Here is a 17,464-nt window from a genome sequence, read left to right as displayed (position 1 = left end):
TGAATGCCCATACATTCCCGGGAACATTGATTTTTTTATAAAAAACCAAAAAAATATCAACATATTTGTCGATACATGTTGTATAATCTTGCGTGGGAAGCTATCATATAAATGTATAAAACGTTTACTAATATAAGCGAAGGGAAGAATAGCATGTCACATTCAATCGAACAACTTTCTATCAACACGATTCGCACATTATCCATCGATGCGATTGAAAAAGCAAACTCTGGTCATCCAGGAATGCCAATGGGTGCAGCACCAATGGCTTATACATTATGGACTCAATTTATGAAACACAATCCAAATAACCCAACGTGGTTTAACCGTGATCGTTTCGTATTATCTGCAGGTCATGGTTCAATGTTATTATACAGCCTACTTCACCTATCTGGTTATGATGTAACAATGGATGACTTAAAGAACTTCCGTCAATGGGGAAGCAAAACTCCAGGACATCCTGAGTACGGTCATACAGCTGGTGTAGATGCAACGACTGGTCCACTTGGACAAGGTATTGCAACTGCTGTAGGTATGGCAATGGCTGAAAGACATTTAGCTGCTAAATATAACCGTGATGCGTATAGTGTAGTAGATCATTATACATACGCTATTTGTGGTGATGGAGATTTAATGGAGGGCGTTTCTGCTGAAGCATCTTCATTAGCTGCTCATTTACAATTAGGTCGTCTTGTTGTGCTTTATGATTCAAACGATATTTCATTAGATGGCGATTTAAATCGTTCATTCTCTGAAAGTGTAGAAGATCGTTACAAAGCATACGGATGGCAAGTAATCCGTGTTGAGGATGGAAACGATATTGAAGCAATCGCGAAAGCAATTGAAGAAGCGAAAGCTGACGAAAAACGCCCAACGCTAATTGAAGTAAGAACGACAATTGGTTTCGGTTCTCCAAACAAATCAGGAAAATCAGCTTCACATGGTTCTCCACTTGGTGTAGAAGAAACGAAATTAACGAAAGAAGCATATGCTTGGACTGCTGAGCAAGACTTCCACGTAGCAGAAGAAGTATATGACAACTTCCGTAAAACAGTACAAGATGTTGGTGAAACTGCGCAAGCTGAGTGGAACACGATGCTAGGTGAATATGCACAAGCATACCCAGAATTAGCAAACGAATTCCAAGCAGCAATGAACGGTCAACTTCCAGAAGGTTGGGAGCAAAACCTACCAACTTATGAATTAGGATCAAAAGCAGCAACTCGTAATTCTTCTGGTGCTGTAATTAATGCAATTGCAGAGTCTGTACCATCATTCTTCGGTGGATCTGCTGACCTTGCTGGTTCTAACAAAACATACATGAATAACGAAAAAGACTTTACAAGAGATGATTACAGCGGTAAAAACATTTGGTACGGTGTACGTGAGTTCGCAATGGGTGCAGCAATGAACGGTATTGCACTACATGGTGGTTTAAAAACTTACGGTGGTACGTTCTTCGTATTCTCTGATTACTTACGTCCAGCAATTCGCCTTGCAGCATTAATGCAATTGCCAGTAACGTATGTATTCACACATGACAGTATCGCTGTTGGTGAAGATGGTCCAACACATGAACCAATCGAGCAATTAGCAGCGCTTCGTGCAATGCCAAACGTTTCTGTTATCCGTCCTGCTGATGGTAACGAATCTGTTGCAGCTTGGAGACTTGCTTTAGAATCTACAAACAAACCAACTGCTTTAGTATTAACTCGTCAAGACCTTCCAACATTAGAAGGTGCAAAAGATGATACGTATGAAAAAGTAGCAAAAGGTGCATATGTAGTTTCTGCAAGCAAGAAAGAAACGGCTGATGTAATCTTACTTGCAACTGGATCTGAAGTAAGCCTAGCTGTTGAAGCTCAAAAAGCATTAGCAGTAGACGGCGTTGACGCAGCGGTTGTCAGCATGCCATCTATGGATCGCTTCGAAGCTCAAACTGCAGAGTACAAAGAATCTGTATTACCAAAAGCAGTAACAAAACGTTTCGCAATCGAAATGGGTGCTACATTCGGATGGCACCGTTACGTAGGTCTTGAAGGAGATGTGTTAGGTATCGATACATTCGGTGCTTCTGCTCCTGGTGAGAAGATTATGGAAGAGTATGGATTTACTGTAGAGAACGTTGTTCGTAAAGTAAAAGAAATGCTTTAATGATTTCAGAAAAATCTCTCCGGCATGGAGAGGTTTTTCTATGTAAATGAGTTTTTTCGACAGAAAAAGTTTTTTATCTCTCCGCAGTCAGACAATCATTGCAAATTTTCTTATATATAATGAAGAGAAAAGGTTGTCCAGATTGGGAGTGGAAAAATGAAAACGTATGAATTGTATTTAATTCAAGAGGATATTGCGAAAGCTTATTTTGGTCGTGAATATTTGTTTTTTGATTTATTTGCTCGATTTTCAGAATCTGGGTCCCTTTCGGAGAAAAAAGTGTTATATAAGCAAATGATGTATATAACGATGCCATTGCAAGTAATGAAAATTCATCATAAATTAGAACAAGCTTTGCGCGTTCTTGGTAAATATGATAGAACACATCATACACATACACTTTATACGGGAGCGGAGTACGGCGAAATAATGGTGAAACCGCACTATATTCGTATGAATACCTCTGGAAATGTCTCTATGGAAACAACATTCTTTGAGGTGTTAAGAAAGTGTGAATTAACATTTTTAGCTATGGATTATGAAAATACAAAGTACGGATGGCTGAATCCTCTAAAACAAGTACGAACATATGTGTAAAAAATGTCGAATTGTATCTTGTCTTATTGAAAAGGTTTTAGTACACTGTAAGGTAGACAACATGAAGGAGGAAAATATATGCCAATTTGGTTAGGTATTCTAGTGGGCGTAGTAGCACTAGTAGCAGGCGTGGCGTTAGGATTTTTCATTGCCCGCAAATATATGATGAATTACTTACAAAAAAATCCACCAATTAACGAACAAATGTTAAAAATGATGATGATGCAAATGGGACAAAAACCTTCCCAAAAGAAAATCAATCAAATGATGAGCGCAATGAACAAGCAACAAATGAAATAAGCGCTAAAAGACACTCGCTAAGAGTGTCTTTCTTTTTGTTAGTTATAGTTTTTAAAACTTTTAAAAATTCTGTATTTTTGGTAAACTGAAAACATCGCTCATTTTAAGGGAGGAGGAAAAAAATGAAAGTGTTTATGAATTTAGCGTGGTTTTTTAAACAAGAAAAACGAGCGTACATAACTGGAATTATTTTATTGTTTGGCGTTGCACTTTTAGAACTTGTAGCACCAAAAGTAATTGGAGTCGTTGTAGATGAAATTAATGATGGAACATTGACGACCGATAAGTTACTAAAATGGGTTGTACTATTAGTAATTGTAGGCATTACGATGTACATATTACGTTACATATGGCGTATTATGATTTTCGGGTCTTCATTAAAATTAGCTCGCCAATTACGAAAAAATTTATATGAACATTTTACAAAGATGAGTCCATCTTTCTATCAGTCAAATCGAACAGGTGATTTAATGGCACATGCGACCAATGATATTCAAGCGATCCAGCAAACTGCTGGAGCAGGTGTTTTGACGCTTGTTGACTCATTAGCTGTCGGAGGATGTGTACTCGTAGCGATGGGTTTTACAATTAGCTGGAAGTTAACATTATTAAGTTTAATTCCAATGCCGATTGTAGCTATTTCGACAAATTATTATGGAACTTTATTACATAAAAGGTTTCATAAAGCACAGCAATCGTTTTCGGAAATCAATGATAAAGTGCAAGAGAGTATGAGTGGAATGAAAGTGATTCGCTCGCTTGGACAAGAGAAAGAAGATTTGCAGGCGTTTCGAAGAAAATCAGAAGATGTTGTACATAAAAATGTGTTAGTTGCACGTATTGATTCGTTATTTGATCCGACAATCTCTCTTATCGTTGGATTTTCTTTTTTAATCGCAGTATGTTATGGATCGGTATTAGTTGTAAGAGGTGAATTAACAGTAGGTGATCTCGTTACATTTACGACATATTTAGGTACCCTCGTTTGGCCAATGTTAGCGTTTGGATGGTTATTCAATATTATGGAGCGTGGGCGTGCTTCATATGACCGTGTAGAAAAAATTCTTTCACAAAAATCAGATGTAGTAAATAGCGAAAAAGCTGTACAGACAATAGCGAGCGGTAATGTTTCGTTTGCCGTTGATTCATTTTCGTATAAGAAAAATGAATTGTTACATTTAAACGATATTCACTTTGATTTGAAGAAGGGCGAAACGCTAGGAGTTGTAGGACGTACAGGCGCAGGGAAAACAACTTTATTAAAATGTTTAATCCGTGAGTATGATCATTTTAATGGTGAATTAAAAATTGGGGAGCGAGATATTCGAGATATAACACTTCATGGTGTCCGTTCTGCCATTTCATACGTGCCGCAAGATCATTTTTTATTCTCAGCAAGTATTGGTGAGAATATTGCCTTTGGAAAGGCGGATGCTACATATAATGAAATTACCCAAGCTGCAGAGATTGCTTGTATTCATAATGACATCCTCCAATTTTCAGAAGGATATGAAACAGTAGTAGGGGAAAGAGGTGTTTCGTTATCTGGTGGTCAAAAACAGCGAATCTCTATTGCTCGTGCTTTATTAACAAATGCTGAAATTTTAATTTTGGATGATTGTTTATCAGCAGTAGATGCAAAAACAGAAGAGACGATTTTAAGTGCCTTAAAGAGGGAAAGAGCAGGGAAAACGACGATTATTACTGCACACCGATTAAGTGCAATTCAGCATGCCAATCTTATTCTTGTTGTTGATGAAGGTAGAATTGTACAAAGAGGTACACATGAGGAATTAATGAAGGAAAACGGCTGGTATAAGGAAATGTATGAAAGCCAGCAATTAGAAGCTTTAGTCGAGAAAGGAGGCGTATGATGGTAGAGAAGAAGCGAAGTGATTTAAGTAGATTGCTTTCCTATATGAAGCCATATAAAGGGTTGCTATCTTTAGCATTTATCTTTTTAGTTGGTGCGACAGTAACGGAAATGATGGGTCCTTTTTTAATTAAACAATTCCTCGATGAACACCTAGTACCGCGGGATTTTGAACGATCAGCGCTCGTTACTTTATTTGTAATTTACATAGTTGCACATTTATTAAAAGTATTATTTACGTATTTAAATCTATTGTACTTTCAGAACATTGCTTTTAAGATTGTTCAAGATATGCGAGTTGAAGTATATGAACATGTTCAAAAGCTGTCATTAAGTTTCTTTGATCGTACGCCGATTGGTACACTTGTATCGCGTATAACAAATGATACGGAAGCGATTAAAGATTTTTATGTTAGTGTATTATCAACATTTGTGAAAAATGTAGTCTTTTTAGTAGGTATTTTAGTAGCGATGTTTTTATTAGATGTAAAATTAGCGCTATTTTCTCTCGTATTAATTCCGATAATGTTTGCGATTATGGTATTATATCGCCGGAAAAGTGCAGCTTTTTATTTAGAAGTACGTAATCAACTAAGCGTGTTAAATGCAAAGTTGAACGAGTCCATACAAGGAATGAATATTGTTCAAGTGTTCAGACAAGAAAAACGTATGAGAAAAGAGTTTGAAGAAGTGAATAATAAACATTATAGTGCAGGGCGACGTACTTTGAAGTTAGACGCATTACTTTTACGACCAGCTACGGATTTAGTGCATATTGTAGCTATTGCGTTAGTACTAGGTTTATTTGGAATTGATGCTTTAAAGAGCCCTGTTGAAGTAGGAGTTTTATATGCTTTTGTTAACTATATACATCGTTTCTTCCAACCTGTAAATGAGATGATGATGAAATTGTCCTTTTTCCAACAGGCACTTGTTTCGTCATCACGTGTATTTCATTTAATGGACGAGAAAGATTTAGCACCGGTTCAAAAAGGCAATGAGAATCCTCAAGTTGTGGATGGGGATATTGAATTTAAAAATGTTACTTTTTCATATGATGGAAAGCGTGACGTTTTAAAAAATGTATCATTTCACGTGAAACAAGGGCAAACGGTTGCTTTTGTTGGGCATACTGGTAGCGGAAAAAGTACGATTATGAATTTGTTAATGCGATTTTATAATATTAAGTCAGGAAATATTGTAATAGACGGTGTAGATTTAGAAAAATTTGAAGAACGAGAAATTAGAAAGAAAATAGGACTCGTATTGCAAGATGCATTTTTATTTGCTGGAAATGTAAAGCAAAATATTCGTATGTATAATGAAGAAATTACGGATGAAGAAGTAAAAGAAGCTGCTCGATTTGTGCAAGCAAATACGTTTATTGAAAAGTTACCAAAACAGTATGAAACAGAAGTAGTAGAAAGAGGTGCAGCATTTTCAAGCGGTCAACGACAATTAATTGCTTTTGCTAGAACGATAGCAACGAATCCGAAAGTATTAGTATTAGATGAAGCAACAGCTAATATCGATACAGAAACAGAAGAGGCTATTCAAACAGCGTTGCAACAAATGCGAAAAGGTAGAACGACGATAGCCATTGCGCATAGGTTATCTACAATTCAAGATTCAGATCAAATTTTTGTGATGCATGATGGAGAGATAGTAGAAAGAGGAACACATCAAGAATTACTAAGTGAGCAAGGTTTGTATTATAATATGTACTTGCTACAAAATAAAGTGAGTTTGCAAAAGGCCTTGTAATACAAGGTCTTTTTTATTTTGTATACAACATATGTTTACTCTTTGTTTCTATAGCATAAATGTTGTGTCCTCTTATGAAACTTGTACATATTGTATGTATACGAAGTAAAAAAATTGATAGGAGATTTTATATGCAAAACAGATCAAGTTCAAATGTTACGTTTATTGATGTGTCTCATTGGGAAGGGAATATTGATTGGAATGCAGTGAAGGCATCTGGAATTCCAGCAGCGTATGCAAAAGCGACAGAAGGTGTAAACTACATTGATCCTACTTTTACTAAGAATGTACAAGCAGCACGAAATGCGAATGTATTAATTGGTGCATACCATTTTGCACGCCCAGAACAAAATGATGCAATTTCAGAGGCGAAATATTTTGTGGGTATATTACAAAATAACCAGACAGACTTAATGCCAGTTCTGGATTTAGAATCACCAACAGATCCGAGCAACAGTAATTTAACTGGTAACGCTATATCGAATTGGGCAAGAAGCTTCATAAATTATGTGAAACAGGCTACTGGAAAAGATGTAATGTTATATACAGGAGTTTGGTATATTAATGAGTTCGGAATTAGCGGATTAAGTGATATACCGCTTTGGATTGCTAAATACTCGAGTACACCGCCTGCTGATGCTGGTGGATGGACAGCGTGGACAGCGTGGCAGTACACAGATTCTGGACAAATTTCAGGCGTAGGAAATTGTGATGTATCAGCTGCAGTTTCATTAGAAGCTTTAAAAGGGAATGGAGCAAGTGGTGGAGGTAATGTTTCCCTGCCTAATAATGCAACTCCAGTGTACGGGGTTGCTATAATTAATGGAGATAATGTGAATTTGAGAAGTGGACCATCTTTGCAGTCTAGTGTAATTCGCCAATTGAATCGTGGCGAAACATATGAAGTTTGGGGAGAACAAGATGGATGGCTTTGTTTAGGGACAAATCAGTGGGTATATAATGATCCGAGTTATATTCAGTATAAACATTATGTGGCGACTATTACTGGTGATAATGTAAATTTGCGTGATGCTCCATCATTAAATGGAAATGTTATAAGACAGTTACATCATGGTGAATCGTATCGAGTATGGAGTAAGCAAGATGGATGGCTTTGCTTAGGGACAAATCAATGGATATACTACGATCCGAGTTATATTCAGTATGGTGTACAATAGAGTGAAAATAAAAGGTGCCCCGTCAGAGGTGCCTTTTATTAAAAATATACAACTTTTACAAAGTCTATATCGAAACCATAGTATACTATAGTAGATATATTTATAAAAAATAATCAAAAATGAAATAAAGGGGTAAAAATATGAATTATGTGCTAATAGGTGCGGTTTTAATATTATTAGCTGTAGTATTTGTGCTGTTTTATAAAAATAAACAGTTAGAATCAGAGAGTCAGCAAGTAGAATTTGAAAAGAAACAAGCAATTGAAACGTATAAAAATGAAATTGCAGCTACGGTGATAGAGCATAAAGAACAACAAAATAATTTAAAAAATATGGAACAGAAAAAATACAATGATTTACAAGTAAGTGCAAATAGAGAAATTGAAAATATGCGTATGATGAAAAATCAATTAGCTATGCAGTATAGTAAAGAACGTAGTGAAATGCAAAATAAACATAATAACGAAATACATATGTTTCAAAAATTAATTGCAAATTTACGAGAATATACTAAAAACGGTGCTGAAATGAATACGTACGAAACATTACATTATATGAAGCGAGGATTCATAGAGCAAGGCATCATATTAGATGCTGAATTTCAAGTCATGCCGAATGTTTTTATTAAAAATAATAGTGAAATAAACGATAATAGAATCCATCATCTCATCTTGTGCAAAACTGGTATTTATCTACTGGAGACGAAAGAATGGAACGAGAAATTAATTCATGGTTTAACGAAAGAAAATGCTGGTATATATTCATTTATGATTGATGAAATGGGTAAGTATCAACAAGAAGTTGATAAAGAAGAGACATTTGAATATATAGTAGGTAAAGATTCGTCAACTATACAAGTGAAAAATGAAGGAAATCCAGTATATAAGGCGAAGAAACTATCTCAAATTTTATACAATTGTTTGAAAGAAATGCAGGCTAATAGTATAAAAGAAAAGGTAAAACCAGTTGTATATTTTTATAATGAAAATGGAAAAGAAATAATAGATCTTTCTAGTGAGGAAACACCTAGATTAAAAAATCGGGAGCAAATTGTAACGTTCTTCAGAAATGAAATCTTAGCAGGGAAAGTAGTATATACAGTGCAAGAATTAGAACAGATTCGAGAAATGATTAGCCGGATGAATTATATAGTGAGTTAAAAGGGGAGATCTTTCTGAACGCTATGCTACGTGGCATTTTGTATGTCTATTTTTGTTTGTATATAGTAATGTACATTCTATTTATATTCGTCATTGATATGGTCCATATACCCTTAAGTGTAAGGAGCATTTTTGTAGTATTCATACCATTTGTTTTATTAGTCATGATTCAAAGGGCTATTTTATATGTTTCTAAAAATCGTAATGAAGAAAAGAAGCAAATGTTGGGGGTTTTAATAGTAGCACTCATACCATTAATAGTGTGCACTGTACAACTAAGTGTAAATGAATATACATCAAAGTTTAATCAAAATAGATGGTTAAATCATGCAGATAAGCGGGTATATATGGTAGATGATCTATTACAAAAATATAAATTAATAGGGAAATCAAATGAAGAAATTATACAATTGTTAGGAGCTCCAACGGAAACGAGAAGTGGGGAAGAAGGAGTTACCACTTTGTATTATCTTGGGACTGAACGTGGCTTTATTCCAATAGATAGCGAACAGCTTGTTTTCCAATTTGATAGAGATGGAAAAGTCATGGAATATACGGTGCATAAAGATTAAAGAAACGTAGAGGGAAGCTATATGTTATAGCTTCTTTTTTATTTTTCAATATGTCACGGAAGGGGGAGAAGGTTTTTGAGTGGAATAAGGAATGAAAGCGGAGGTGATGCATATATATAGATGCATTGGGTGATTATTAGTCCGATTGGTGAGGGGTAATAATTAATAAGTACGGACAAAAACCCCACTCATTAAAGTTTCACTTTATCATATTGTATAAATGAAAAGGAGGTAAGACGGTGAAAGCAATCCCGACTGATGTCCTGAGTAAAGAATTGATGGAAAGAGAAGGAGTTATCTCTATTACAGTAAAGGAATTTGAAAAGATAGAAGTAGCTGGAGTGGTGGTCGCTGGTCCAGCAGTTATTTTGATTAATCAAGATTAAGTACATATCATTGAAATAAAAAGCATCCATCTAGGATGCTTTTTATTTGTATGTAAGGATAAATATGATGGATAATTGTGTTACTGGAGGGAAAGTCTGTGGCAATTATTATAACAATGTTAGTAATGGGTATTTTATTAGGATTTGTTGGAGCTGGAGGAGCTGGGTTTATTATCGCGATACTCACTTTAGTATTCCATATTCCTATTCATGTTGCTCTTGCAACATCTTTAACTGCAATGGCATTTACGACATTATCAGGTGTTGTCAGTCATTACCGTGAAGGCAATGTTGCATTTATTATAGGCGGGATTGTTGGAGGATTTGGCGCAATTGGCTCTTATATTGGTTCTAAATTTGGTTCACTTATACCAGCACATCTTCTTCATTGGTTTACAGCTGGGATGTTATTTTTATCGGCAATTTTTATGTTTATTAAATTAATTATGTTCCAAAACAAAGAACAGTCATCTTTATATAAGCATAAAGAGTTTTCCATGAACTACTTGTTGAAATGTATATGCCTTGGATTAGTTACTGGAATGATGGCTGGTTCATTTGGGATTGGTTCTGCACCGTTTATTCAGCTTGGATTAATGGTTCTATTGAGACTAACGATTCAGCAATCTGTAGGGACAACAATGCTTGTTATATTACCGATTGCAATTGGAGGCGGGCTAGGATATAGTTCGGAAGGATATTTAGATTATATATTGTTATTGCAAGTATTGATTGGGACCATGTTAGGGGCATACATTGGCGCGAAGTTTACAAATTATGCACCGCGAACGCTTTTGAGGTTTTCGATGATTATGACACCGGTTTTAGCTGGGTGTATGCTATTGATGGAATAAAGTGAAATTATAATCAGTAGGGGGTTACTGCTTACAAATAGCGAGATAAAATTAATATAGCAAACTATTAATATATTTTACGAATGAATTATATAGGTAATTCATATTTCCCATATAAAAGGATTTGCTTTAATATTATGAGTGTAAAGTTCGAGTATTCGAAGTACTACTTGAATTATATCCCTATCCCTTTTCTAAAAATGCGAACAAGTTTTGCCCTATTCTATTCAATATTTAATTGTATAGAAATATATTGTTCGATGACCATTATGGAACGTACATAATGGGAAAATCCCGATCCTTAAAGAGGATGCCCCTAATCTTCATGTGAAAATATGATCGGATATGAAAGCTGACCAATTTATGGTCAGCTTTCTTTTTGTTCGAAAATTATTTCTTCTTTAATTTCTGTTTGCAATAATACAGTTTTTCCGAAGCGACGTTTGCATTCCGCGCGCACTTTTTCAAGGGCTAGTAGCTGAGTAGTGGCGGGAACTGTGACAATAGCTTGGCGAGGTTTTCGATTTTCTTCACAAAAGACACATTCCACAACATAATTAGAAATCATATTTTCATCCTTCCAGTTTTAATTTCTAAGAAGGGATTGTCTATGAAGTTGATGTAACTTTTCGTCATTGTTTTATTATTTTCCTCTTTTTTTCAAGGGGAAAATAATAAAGAAGGCGAATTTTAGTAGGGGAGGGATGTTTATGGAGAGATGGATAGGTAGTGCAGCGGTATGTGTAAATGAAAAAAATGAAGTTTTAATGGTATTGCAGGGCAAAGAGGGAGAAGAAAAAAGGTGGTCTGTCCCAAGTGGAGGACTTGAAAAGGGAGAGACACTAGAAGAATGTTGTATTAGGGAAGTTTGGGAAGAAACAGGTTACAATGTGGAAGTTGTAAATAAAATATATGAAAAAGAGGGTATTACATACGGTGTTCCAGTGTATGTCCATTATTATTTTGTTAAACAAATAGGCGGTAATATGAAAATCCAAGATCCTGATGAGTTAATACATGAAATTGCTTGGAAAGGGATACATGAAGTTGAACAATTGTGTTTAGCCTTTCCAGAGGATTATGAATTGCTGTGCCAATATATAGATAAAGAAGCAAGTATGTAAATACTTGCTTCTTTAATGTATCCAAGACAAGAAAAGCGGAACGATAACTAAACTAGCGCCTGCTGTTAAAAGCATAGATAAACTTGCAATTGTTCCTTCCACAGGACCGATTTCGAATGCTTTTGATGTACCGGTTCCATTTGCGCTCGTTCCTAACATAATACCTTTTGCGATTGCTGTTTTAATACGGCAAATACGTATGAGAGAAGGACCGAGCAATGCTCCTGTTAAGGCAGTTAAAACGACAAATACAGCAGTTAATTGTGACATACCACCAATCATTTCTGAAATAGCCATTGCGATTGGTGTTGTTACGATATGTGGCGCTAAACTATGTTCTAGTGATGAATCAATTTGAAAATAATTTGCTAGTAGTGCTGAAGTAATGACTGATAAAAACGAACCGACAATGACATTAAGTAAGATAGCCATTCCATGTTTCTTTAATAAATCAAAGTATTTATAGATTGGCCATGCAAAAGCAACTGTTGCGGGCTTTAATAATTCAGTTAACCAATGACCACCAGATTCATATGTTTCATAAGGTGTATCTAATCCGAGCAATAAAGCAATTAAAATAATGGGACAGACGAGAAGAGGAGAAAGTAGACTCCAATTCCAACGTTGATACATTTTTTTTGATATCCAATATGTGAATAGTGTTAATAGTAAACAAAGAAATCCGATCATTGCGTTGATCCTTTCCGCTTTAGTAGCAATTCTGTTAAAAGTCCTGTAACTAAGGTAACGCAAAGAGTGCTAATCATAATAATTAAAATGAGATCGATTCCATATTGTGTTAGTGTATCTCTGTAACGTATGACAGCGACTGCAGAAGGGATGAAAAATAAAATAAGTTCTTTTAATAAAAAATCTGCTCCGTCCTGTATCCATTCTTTTTTAACTAGGTTAAATTTTAATGAAATTAATAATAAAAAAATACCGATTATACTTCCTGGAACTGGGAGGTGTGCCTGTTTTGCAATCCATTCACCTGTCCAAGCGAAACAAAATAGTAATAAAATTTGTCCGCTTAACTTCCACCATTTCATACAGTAACCACCTCTTTCTTTTTTTACATAAAAATTGTAAAAAAGAATTAACAATTTCTACTATACGTTCATTCGAAATATTTGTCTAATATATAAATTATATGTTATTAATATATTAGACATATTAATCGAAAGTGAAAAGGGTGTCCAAAAATGGAATTACGGCATTTGCAATATTTTGTTGTTGTGGCAGAAGAGTTACACTTTGGACGGGCGGCTGCTCGTTTACAAATGACACAACCACCACTTAGTCAACAAATACAGCAATTAGAAAAAGAAATGGGAGTTACATTATTTTCAAGAACGAAAAGAAAGGTTGAACTAACAGAAGCAGGAGAAATGTTTTTAAAAGAAGTAAAAAAGGCGTTTGAACAAATTGAAAAAGCAGTAGAAGTTGCACAAAGTGCGCAAAGGGGAGAAGTAGGATCACTTTCAATTGGTTTTGTAGGTGCGGCGATATATGATATTTTACCATCAATTGTTAGGGAATATAGAAAAAATTTTCCGAGAGTGTCTGTTGCATTACATGAATTGTCAACACCAGATCAAGTTCATGCACTTCATGATAACCGTATCGATATTGGCTTTTTACGTCCACCAATTCCAACGCAATTATTAGAATTAGAGCCAATTCAAAGGTTATCATGCACCTTATGTTTACCAAAGGCACATCCGCTTGCAGAGAAAGATGAAATACATATAGAAGATTTACGAGATGAGCCGTTTGTATTTATTACGAGACCAGTATGGCCAGCTTTGTATGATACAATTTTATCTCTTTGCAGAGAAGTTGGATTTAGTCCGCGTATTGTACAAGAAGCAACAGAGTATCAAACAGTTATGGGGCTTGTAGCAGCAGGGATTGGAATTACAGTAATACCCGTGTCGGCAAATAAGTTATATAAAACAGAAGTTGTATATAAAGAGTTATATGATTCTAATTTTGTTGCAGAAATGTCAGTGGCTTACAAAAAAATGAATAGTAATCCAGAGCTGCTAGAGTTTTTAAAAATTGCAAGAGAGAAGAAAAGAATAGAAGTAGAAGATGAATAATAGTAGTAACAGAAAATGGATTTGATTCAAATCCATAAAAGTACACCTTATTAAACAATAAAGCGGAAATGCAACTTAAGTTGCATTTCCGCTTTATTGTTCTTTTTTTAGCTCGATACTAAATAGATAAACGTGTTCATTTTCTTTTAAGAGTAAATCAATACCCTTTTCTTCGTCAATTGTAGGGACGCTTACAGTTTCTTTACTGGTTTGGATTACAGCAGCTAAAGTTGTTTTTTGATTGTATTTTAAATTTTTTATAGATTGGATTGTAGTAGTTGCAGAGCTATTTACGCTTGGTGGCGCTTCTTCAGGAACAAGTGTTGAACCACCTTCAATATTCAGATACCACTGCCTTTTTTCTTGTATATCTTTATCAAATTGGAAATGTGGTGGTAAAAAAGAAAGCTTTACTTTCTTTTTTGAAAAATGTGAGGTAGCTATATTAGCAATTTCTTTTGTTTTCTTACCATTGTTATAATAATCAATTGTAGCATTTATTTCATCTTTATCATTTTTAAGCGTAACGTTATAAAATATGCTATTTCCTTCTTGAAAAGGAGTCATTTGTAAAATAGAAGCTTGCTCCTTTGTTAATTTGTATGGCTCAACAATGGCAACTTCATTGTTTTTTATTTGGCTACAACTTGTGAGTAATAATAAACACAAGATTGATAGTAATTTTATACGCATGCAACCTCCTCCTTTTTACAATTATATTCTAAATGTGATTTTTTATCATTTCGTTTTCTAGGACTAAAGACTTAGAAGAAATTCCGATTGTAGTGCGATGTTTAAAATGTCATATTTTTATACACTAGTAGTATAGAATGCGTATGTAATAAGGTAGGGGAAGAATTTTATGTCTTTATGTCGGTTAGCGAGAAAAAATATTATAACATTTGCTACCAAAAGGATGAAGCAATTTATGTGGATTGCTATGAGTACTATGATTTTGTTTTTTATGATATCGTTACAATTTAATGAAGGAGCTATTTTGAAAGTAGGGGATGCATTTGTATTTCAAATGTACTTTTACACACTTTTTATTGTACTAATTTTCATATGTATTTTTACTACATATAAAATGATGTACTCCCTTTTGCATGTGAGGAGGGAGGAGTTTATATCTTATGTAGCAGAAAATATGAAAAGAAAAGAGGTACTATGTGTATTATGTCAGGAGCAATTATTCATTTATGGAGCAGCATTTGTTTTTGGATTAATTAATGGGATGCTATTTTTGAAATTATTCACGGTTATCTTTATGAAAATCGCAGGGATACAAGGAATAAATAGTGCGCCAATTACAATATATGCAGTTGTAATTATTAGTGTAATTATGATGACTGTCGTTTTAATATCGATGATGCAATGTTATCGATTTGTTCGAAATTTAAAAGATGAAAATTCGTTGCGGTTTAAAGAAAGGGCATGAGAAAGCATGCTTTTTTCTATTTTACACATAAAAATAATCATGTTACAGTGAAAAGACCTGACAAAGAATGGGAAGGAAAGGTTGTATAGAATGACAAATGAACAATCAATTGTAAAAGTCGATCGGTTAACGAAGCGAATCGGATCAAAGACACTTGTACAAAATATTAGTTTTGAAGTGAAAAAAGGCGAGGTTGTCGGTTTACTCGGACCAAACGGTGCTGGAAAAACGACTTTAATGAGAATGATGGTTGGTATGATCCGTATGACAGAAGGTGAAGTATGGATTGATGGTCAATCTGTGAAACAGCAATTCGAAAAAACAGCTGCGAAAATTGGAGCGGTAATTGAGACACCTGAATTTTATCCTTTTTTGAGCGGCTATGAAAATTTAACATATTTCGGACGAATGAATGGTAATGTGACCGAAGAACGTATCGATGAAGTAGTGAAATTGTTAGGGATGGGACAAGTAATTGATCGCAAAGTAAAAGCGTATTCACTCGGCATGAGACAACGTTTAGGAATCGCTCAGGCACTTATTCACGATCCAGACGTGTTGATACTAGATGAACCGACAAATGGATTAGACCCTAGTGGAATACATGAAATGAGAATGTACATAAAAAAAATTGCACATGAACAAGGAAAAGCTGTACTTGTATCAAGTCACTTACTTTCAGAAGTTGAATTAATGTGTGACAGAGTTATCATTATTCAGCACGGGGAATATGTGGCTACGCAAAATATTCAGCATAGCCAAAGCGAAGAGATGGAGACGATCCGTATACGTGTAGATGATGCGAATAAAGCAGCAGAAATATTAGGGCATGATGTTTTAGTAAAAGATAATGAATTACTTATTAATGTAAAAGATGAAGAAATCCCAAATGTTATTCGTACATTGTTTGAGAAAAATATTCAAGTGTATCGTGTATATGAAGAAAGAAAAACGTTAGAAGAGCAATTTTTAGAATTAACAGGGGGAAAAGATATTGTTTAATTTAGTATATAACGAACTGTATAAAATATTTAAGCGGAAGCGAACGATTATTCCATTTGCAGTTATTGCAGTATTAATAATCGGATTAGGATGGGTTACGGTAAAGTATTTTGAACCGGAAACAAAAGGATGGAAAGTAGATTATACAGAACGAACTGTAGAAATTGAGAAAAAGCTTGGCATGAAAAAAGAAGCTATTTTAGCAGAAAAATCAGGGGATGAGCTTGTAAAAGAATACCAGCTTAAGATGAAGCATTTAGATACGGATACAGCACCGGCAAGCAGTTCTCCACTTTCTTTCATGAGAGATACAGGTTTTATCGTATTTCCAATTTTGCTCCCATTTATCCTCGTGTATGCAAGTACAATTTTTGCGAATGAATATAGCTGGGGAACATATAAATTTTTAACGATACGACCAGCGAGTCGCTTTAAAGTTTTAACAGCAAAATTTTTAGCAATTGTTATATTTGCAGCTTTATTATTTATATTTAATATGATCTTCTCCGCTTTATGTGGACTTGTTATTTATAAATTCCAACAGCCTGCATGGAGTGAGTTTATTTTCCAAGATGGAAATATAATAAAACAAAACATTTTTGTAGAAGCAAGTAAATATTATGTTTTATCGTGGTTACCAACGGTTGTGTACGCATCGTTTGCATTTATGATTTCTGTGTTAACAAGATCTAGTGGAGGTGCAATTGGTATTTCACTATTCCTTGCTTTATCAGGCAATATTGCGCTATTAGCAGCCACTAGATATAACTGGGCGAAATATTTATTGCCAGCAAACACAGATTTATATAGTATTTCAAAGAATGGAAGTTTTATTGATGGAGTAACATTCCCGTTTGCATCATGTATGTTGTTACTTTATTTGTTCGTATTTTTATGTATTTCATATACTGTGTTTTTAAAACGTGATTTAACTTAATAAGAAAAGCCGTTCAAGGT

The 17,464-nt window shown here is 34.7% G+C and carries 19 protein-coding genes; 15 read left to right on the top strand and 4 right to left on the bottom strand.

Annotated elements, in window-relative coordinates; genetic code table 11:
• Positions 1-153 precede the first annotated feature (153 nt).
• From tkt to HFD78_RS18030, 10 genes are all read left to right on the top strand, one after another.
• The gene (gene tkt, locus HFD78_RS18075) at positions 154-2,154 is read left to right on the top strand and encodes a transketolase (protein ID WP_000019782.1); all 2,001 of its coding nucleotides are present in this window, start codon (positions 154-156) and stop codon (positions 2,152-2,154) included.
• A gap of 156 nt (positions 2,155-2,310) precedes the next feature.
• The gene (sirA, locus tag HFD78_RS18070) at positions 2,311-2,751 is read left to right on the top strand and encodes a sporulation inhibitor of replication protein SirA (RefSeq protein WP_000860645.1); all 441 of its coding nucleotides are present in this window, start codon (positions 2,311-2,313) and stop codon (positions 2,749-2,751) included.
• Positions 2,752-2,829: 78 nt separating this feature from the next.
• Entirely contained in the window at positions 2,830-3,051 is a 222-nt protein-coding gene (locus HFD78_RS18065) for a YneF family protein (protein WP_001123317.1), read from the top strand.
• A 122-nt stretch (positions 3,052-3,173) separates the two neighbouring features.
• The gene (locus HFD78_RS18060; protein ID WP_098568752.1) at positions 3,174-4,925 is read left to right on the top strand and encodes an ABC transporter ATP-binding protein; all 1,752 of its coding nucleotides are present in this window, start codon (positions 3,174-3,176) and stop codon (positions 4,923-4,925) included.
• Entirely contained in the window at positions 4,925-6,688 is a 1,764-nt protein-coding gene (locus HFD78_RS18055) for an ABC transporter ATP-binding protein (protein WP_000229523.1), read from the top strand. The genes HFD78_RS18060 and HFD78_RS18055 overlap by 1 nt, the downstream gene beginning before the upstream one ends.
• A 131-nt stretch (positions 6,689-6,819) precedes the next feature.
• Positions 6,820-7,866, top strand: a complete 1,047-nt coding sequence (locus tag HFD78_RS18050) for a GH25 family lysozyme (RefSeq protein WP_098202835.1) — start codon at positions 6,820-6,822, stop codon at positions 7,864-7,866.
• A gap of 140 nt (positions 7,867-8,006) precedes the next feature.
• On the top strand, positions 8,007-9,026 hold the full coding sequence (locus HFD78_RS18045; RefSeq protein ID WP_098568753.1) for an NERD domain-containing protein: 1,020 nt from the start codon (positions 8,007-8,009) through the stop codon (positions 9,024-9,026).
• Positions 9,027-9,049: 23 nt separating this feature from the next.
• On the top strand, positions 9,050-9,598 hold the full coding sequence (locus HFD78_RS18040) for a hypothetical protein (protein ID WP_000943751.1): 549 nt from the start codon (positions 9,050-9,052) through the stop codon (positions 9,596-9,598).
• A gap of 239 nt (positions 9,599-9,837) precedes the next feature.
• Complete coding sequence (locus tag HFD78_RS18035) at positions 9,838-9,984, top strand: BC1881 family protein (RefSeq protein ID WP_000644411.1); 147 nt, start codon at positions 9,838-9,840, stop codon at positions 9,982-9,984.
• 98 nt (positions 9,985-10,082) lie between these two features.
• Positions 10,083-10,838, top strand: a complete 756-nt coding sequence (locus HFD78_RS18030) for a sulfite exporter TauE/SafE family protein (protein ID WP_000974655.1) — start codon at positions 10,083-10,085, stop codon at positions 10,836-10,838.
• Positions 10,839-11,205: 367 nt separating this feature from the next.
• Here the strand turns inward: HFD78_RS18030 and HFD78_RS18025 are convergent, their stop codons facing one another.
• Entirely contained in the window at positions 11,206-11,406 is a 201-nt protein-coding gene (locus HFD78_RS18025) for a DUF3903 domain-containing protein (RefSeq protein ID WP_000625226.1), read from the bottom strand.
• Between the two features lie 142 nt (positions 11,407-11,548).
• Here HFD78_RS18025 and HFD78_RS18020 point away from each other — a divergent pair, with 142 nt between their 5' ends.
• Complete coding sequence (locus tag HFD78_RS18020) at positions 11,549-11,962, top strand: NUDIX hydrolase (RefSeq protein WP_000442975.1); 414 nt, start codon at positions 11,549-11,551, stop codon at positions 11,960-11,962.
• Between the two features lie 12 nt (positions 11,963-11,974).
• Here HFD78_RS18020 and HFD78_RS18015 read toward each other — a convergent pair whose 3' ends face one another.
• Positions 11,975-12,652 carry an LrgB family protein gene (locus tag HFD78_RS18015; RefSeq protein WP_000578954.1) on the bottom strand — a complete coding sequence of 226 codons (678 nt, stop codon included), beginning with the start codon at positions 12,650-12,652 and terminating at the stop codon, positions 11,975-11,977.
• Positions 12,649-13,014, bottom strand: a complete 366-nt coding sequence (locus HFD78_RS18010; RefSeq protein ID WP_000872365.1) for a CidA/LrgA family holin-like protein — start codon at positions 13,012-13,014, stop codon at positions 12,649-12,651. The genes HFD78_RS18015 and HFD78_RS18010 overlap by 4 nt, the downstream gene beginning before the upstream one ends.
• A 153-nt stretch (positions 13,015-13,167) precedes the next feature.
• On the opposite strand from HFD78_RS18010, the gene alsR reads away from it, so the two are divergent.
• Complete coding sequence (alsR, locus tag HFD78_RS18005; RefSeq protein WP_000423236.1) at positions 13,168-14,067, top strand: acetoin biosynthesis transcriptional regulator AlsR; 900 nt, start codon at positions 13,168-13,170, stop codon at positions 14,065-14,067.
• Between the two features lie 93 nt (positions 14,068-14,160).
• Here the strand turns inward: alsR and HFD78_RS18000 are convergent, their stop codons facing one another.
• Entirely contained in the window at positions 14,161-14,760 is a 600-nt protein-coding gene (locus tag HFD78_RS18000; protein ID WP_001220602.1) for a hypothetical protein, read from the bottom strand.
• A gap of 169 nt (positions 14,761-14,929) precedes the next feature.
• On the opposite strand from HFD78_RS18000, the gene HFD78_RS17995 reads away from it, so the two are divergent.
• The 3 genes from HFD78_RS17995 to HFD78_RS17985 all read left to right on the top strand — a co-directional run bounded on the left by HFD78_RS17995 (position 14,930) and on the right by HFD78_RS17985 (position 17,444).
• A complete protein-coding gene (locus HFD78_RS17995; protein ID WP_000050597.1) occupies positions 14,930-15,505 on the top strand; it encodes an FtsX-like permease family protein in 576 nt (191 codons plus the stop codon).
• 90 nt (positions 15,506-15,595) lie between these two features.
• Positions 15,596-16,507: an ABC transporter ATP-binding protein gene (locus tag HFD78_RS17990; protein WP_116291534.1), complete on the top strand. Its 912-nt coding sequence runs from the start codon at positions 15,596-15,598 to the stop codon at positions 16,505-16,507.
• Positions 16,500-17,444, top strand: coding sequence for an ABC transporter permease (locus tag HFD78_RS17985; RefSeq protein WP_000482761.1), 945 nt, complete (start codon positions 16,500-16,502; stop codon positions 17,442-17,444). The genes HFD78_RS17990 and HFD78_RS17985 overlap by 8 nt, the downstream gene beginning before the upstream one ends.
• Positions 17,445-17,464 lie beyond the last annotated feature (20 nt).

This window comes from Bacillus sp. EKM501B, assembly GCF_011800505.1.
GTDB lineage: Bacteria > Bacillota > Bacilli > Bacillales > Bacillaceae_G > Bacillus_A > Bacillus_A cereus.
Note: the sequence above shows the minus strand (reverse complement) of the source record. Positions and strands in the feature narration are given on the sequence as shown.

Coding starts and splice junctions, on each gene's coding strand:
- tkt (WP_000019782.1), top strand. CDS start 154: ATGTCACATTCAATCGAACAACTTTCTATCAACACGATTCGCACATTA.
- sirA (WP_000860645.1), top strand. CDS start 2,311: ATGAAAACGTATGAATTGTATTTAATTCAAGAGGATATTGCGAAAGCT.
- HFD78_RS18065 (WP_001123317.1), top strand. CDS start 2,830: ATGCCAATTTGGTTAGGTATTCTAGTGGGCGTAGTAGCACTAGTAGCA.
- HFD78_RS18060 (WP_098568752.1), top strand. CDS start 3,174: ATGAAAGTGTTTATGAATTTAGCGTGGTTTTTTAAACAAGAAAAACGA.
- HFD78_RS18055 (WP_000229523.1), top strand. CDS start 4,925: ATGGTAGAGAAGAAGCGAAGTGATTTAAGTAGATTGCTTTCCTATATG.
- HFD78_RS18050 (WP_098202835.1), top strand. CDS start 6,820: ATGCAAAACAGATCAAGTTCAAATGTTACGTTTATTGATGTGTCTCAT.
- HFD78_RS18045 (WP_098568753.1), top strand. CDS start 8,007: ATGAATTATGTGCTAATAGGTGCGGTTTTAATATTATTAGCTGTAGTA.
- HFD78_RS18040 (WP_000943751.1), top strand. CDS start 9,050: ATGCTACGTGGCATTTTGTATGTCTATTTTTGTTTGTATATAGTAATG.
- HFD78_RS18025 (WP_000625226.1), bottom strand. CDS start 11,406: ATGATTTCTAATTATGTTGTGGAATGTGTCTTTTGTGAAGAAAATCGA.
- HFD78_RS18020 (WP_000442975.1), top strand. CDS start 11,549: ATGGAGAGATGGATAGGTAGTGCAGCGGTATGTGTAAATGAAAAAAAT.
- HFD78_RS18015 (WP_000578954.1), bottom strand. CDS start 12,652: ATGATCGGATTTCTTTGTTTACTATTAACACTATTCACATATTGGATA.
- HFD78_RS18010 (WP_000872365.1), bottom strand. CDS start 13,014: ATGAAATGGTGGAAGTTAAGCGGACAAATTTTATTACTATTTTGTTTC.
- alsR (WP_000423236.1), top strand. CDS start 13,168: ATGGAATTACGGCATTTGCAATATTTTGTTGTTGTGGCAGAAGAGTTA.
- HFD78_RS18000 (WP_001220602.1), bottom strand. CDS start 14,760: ATGCGTATAAAATTACTATCAATCTTGTGTTTATTATTACTCACAAGT.
- HFD78_RS17995 (WP_000050597.1), top strand. CDS start 14,930: ATGTCTTTATGTCGGTTAGCGAGAAAAAATATTATAACATTTGCTACC.
- HFD78_RS17990 (WP_116291534.1), top strand. CDS start 15,596: ATGACAAATGAACAATCAATTGTAAAAGTCGATCGGTTAACGAAGCGA.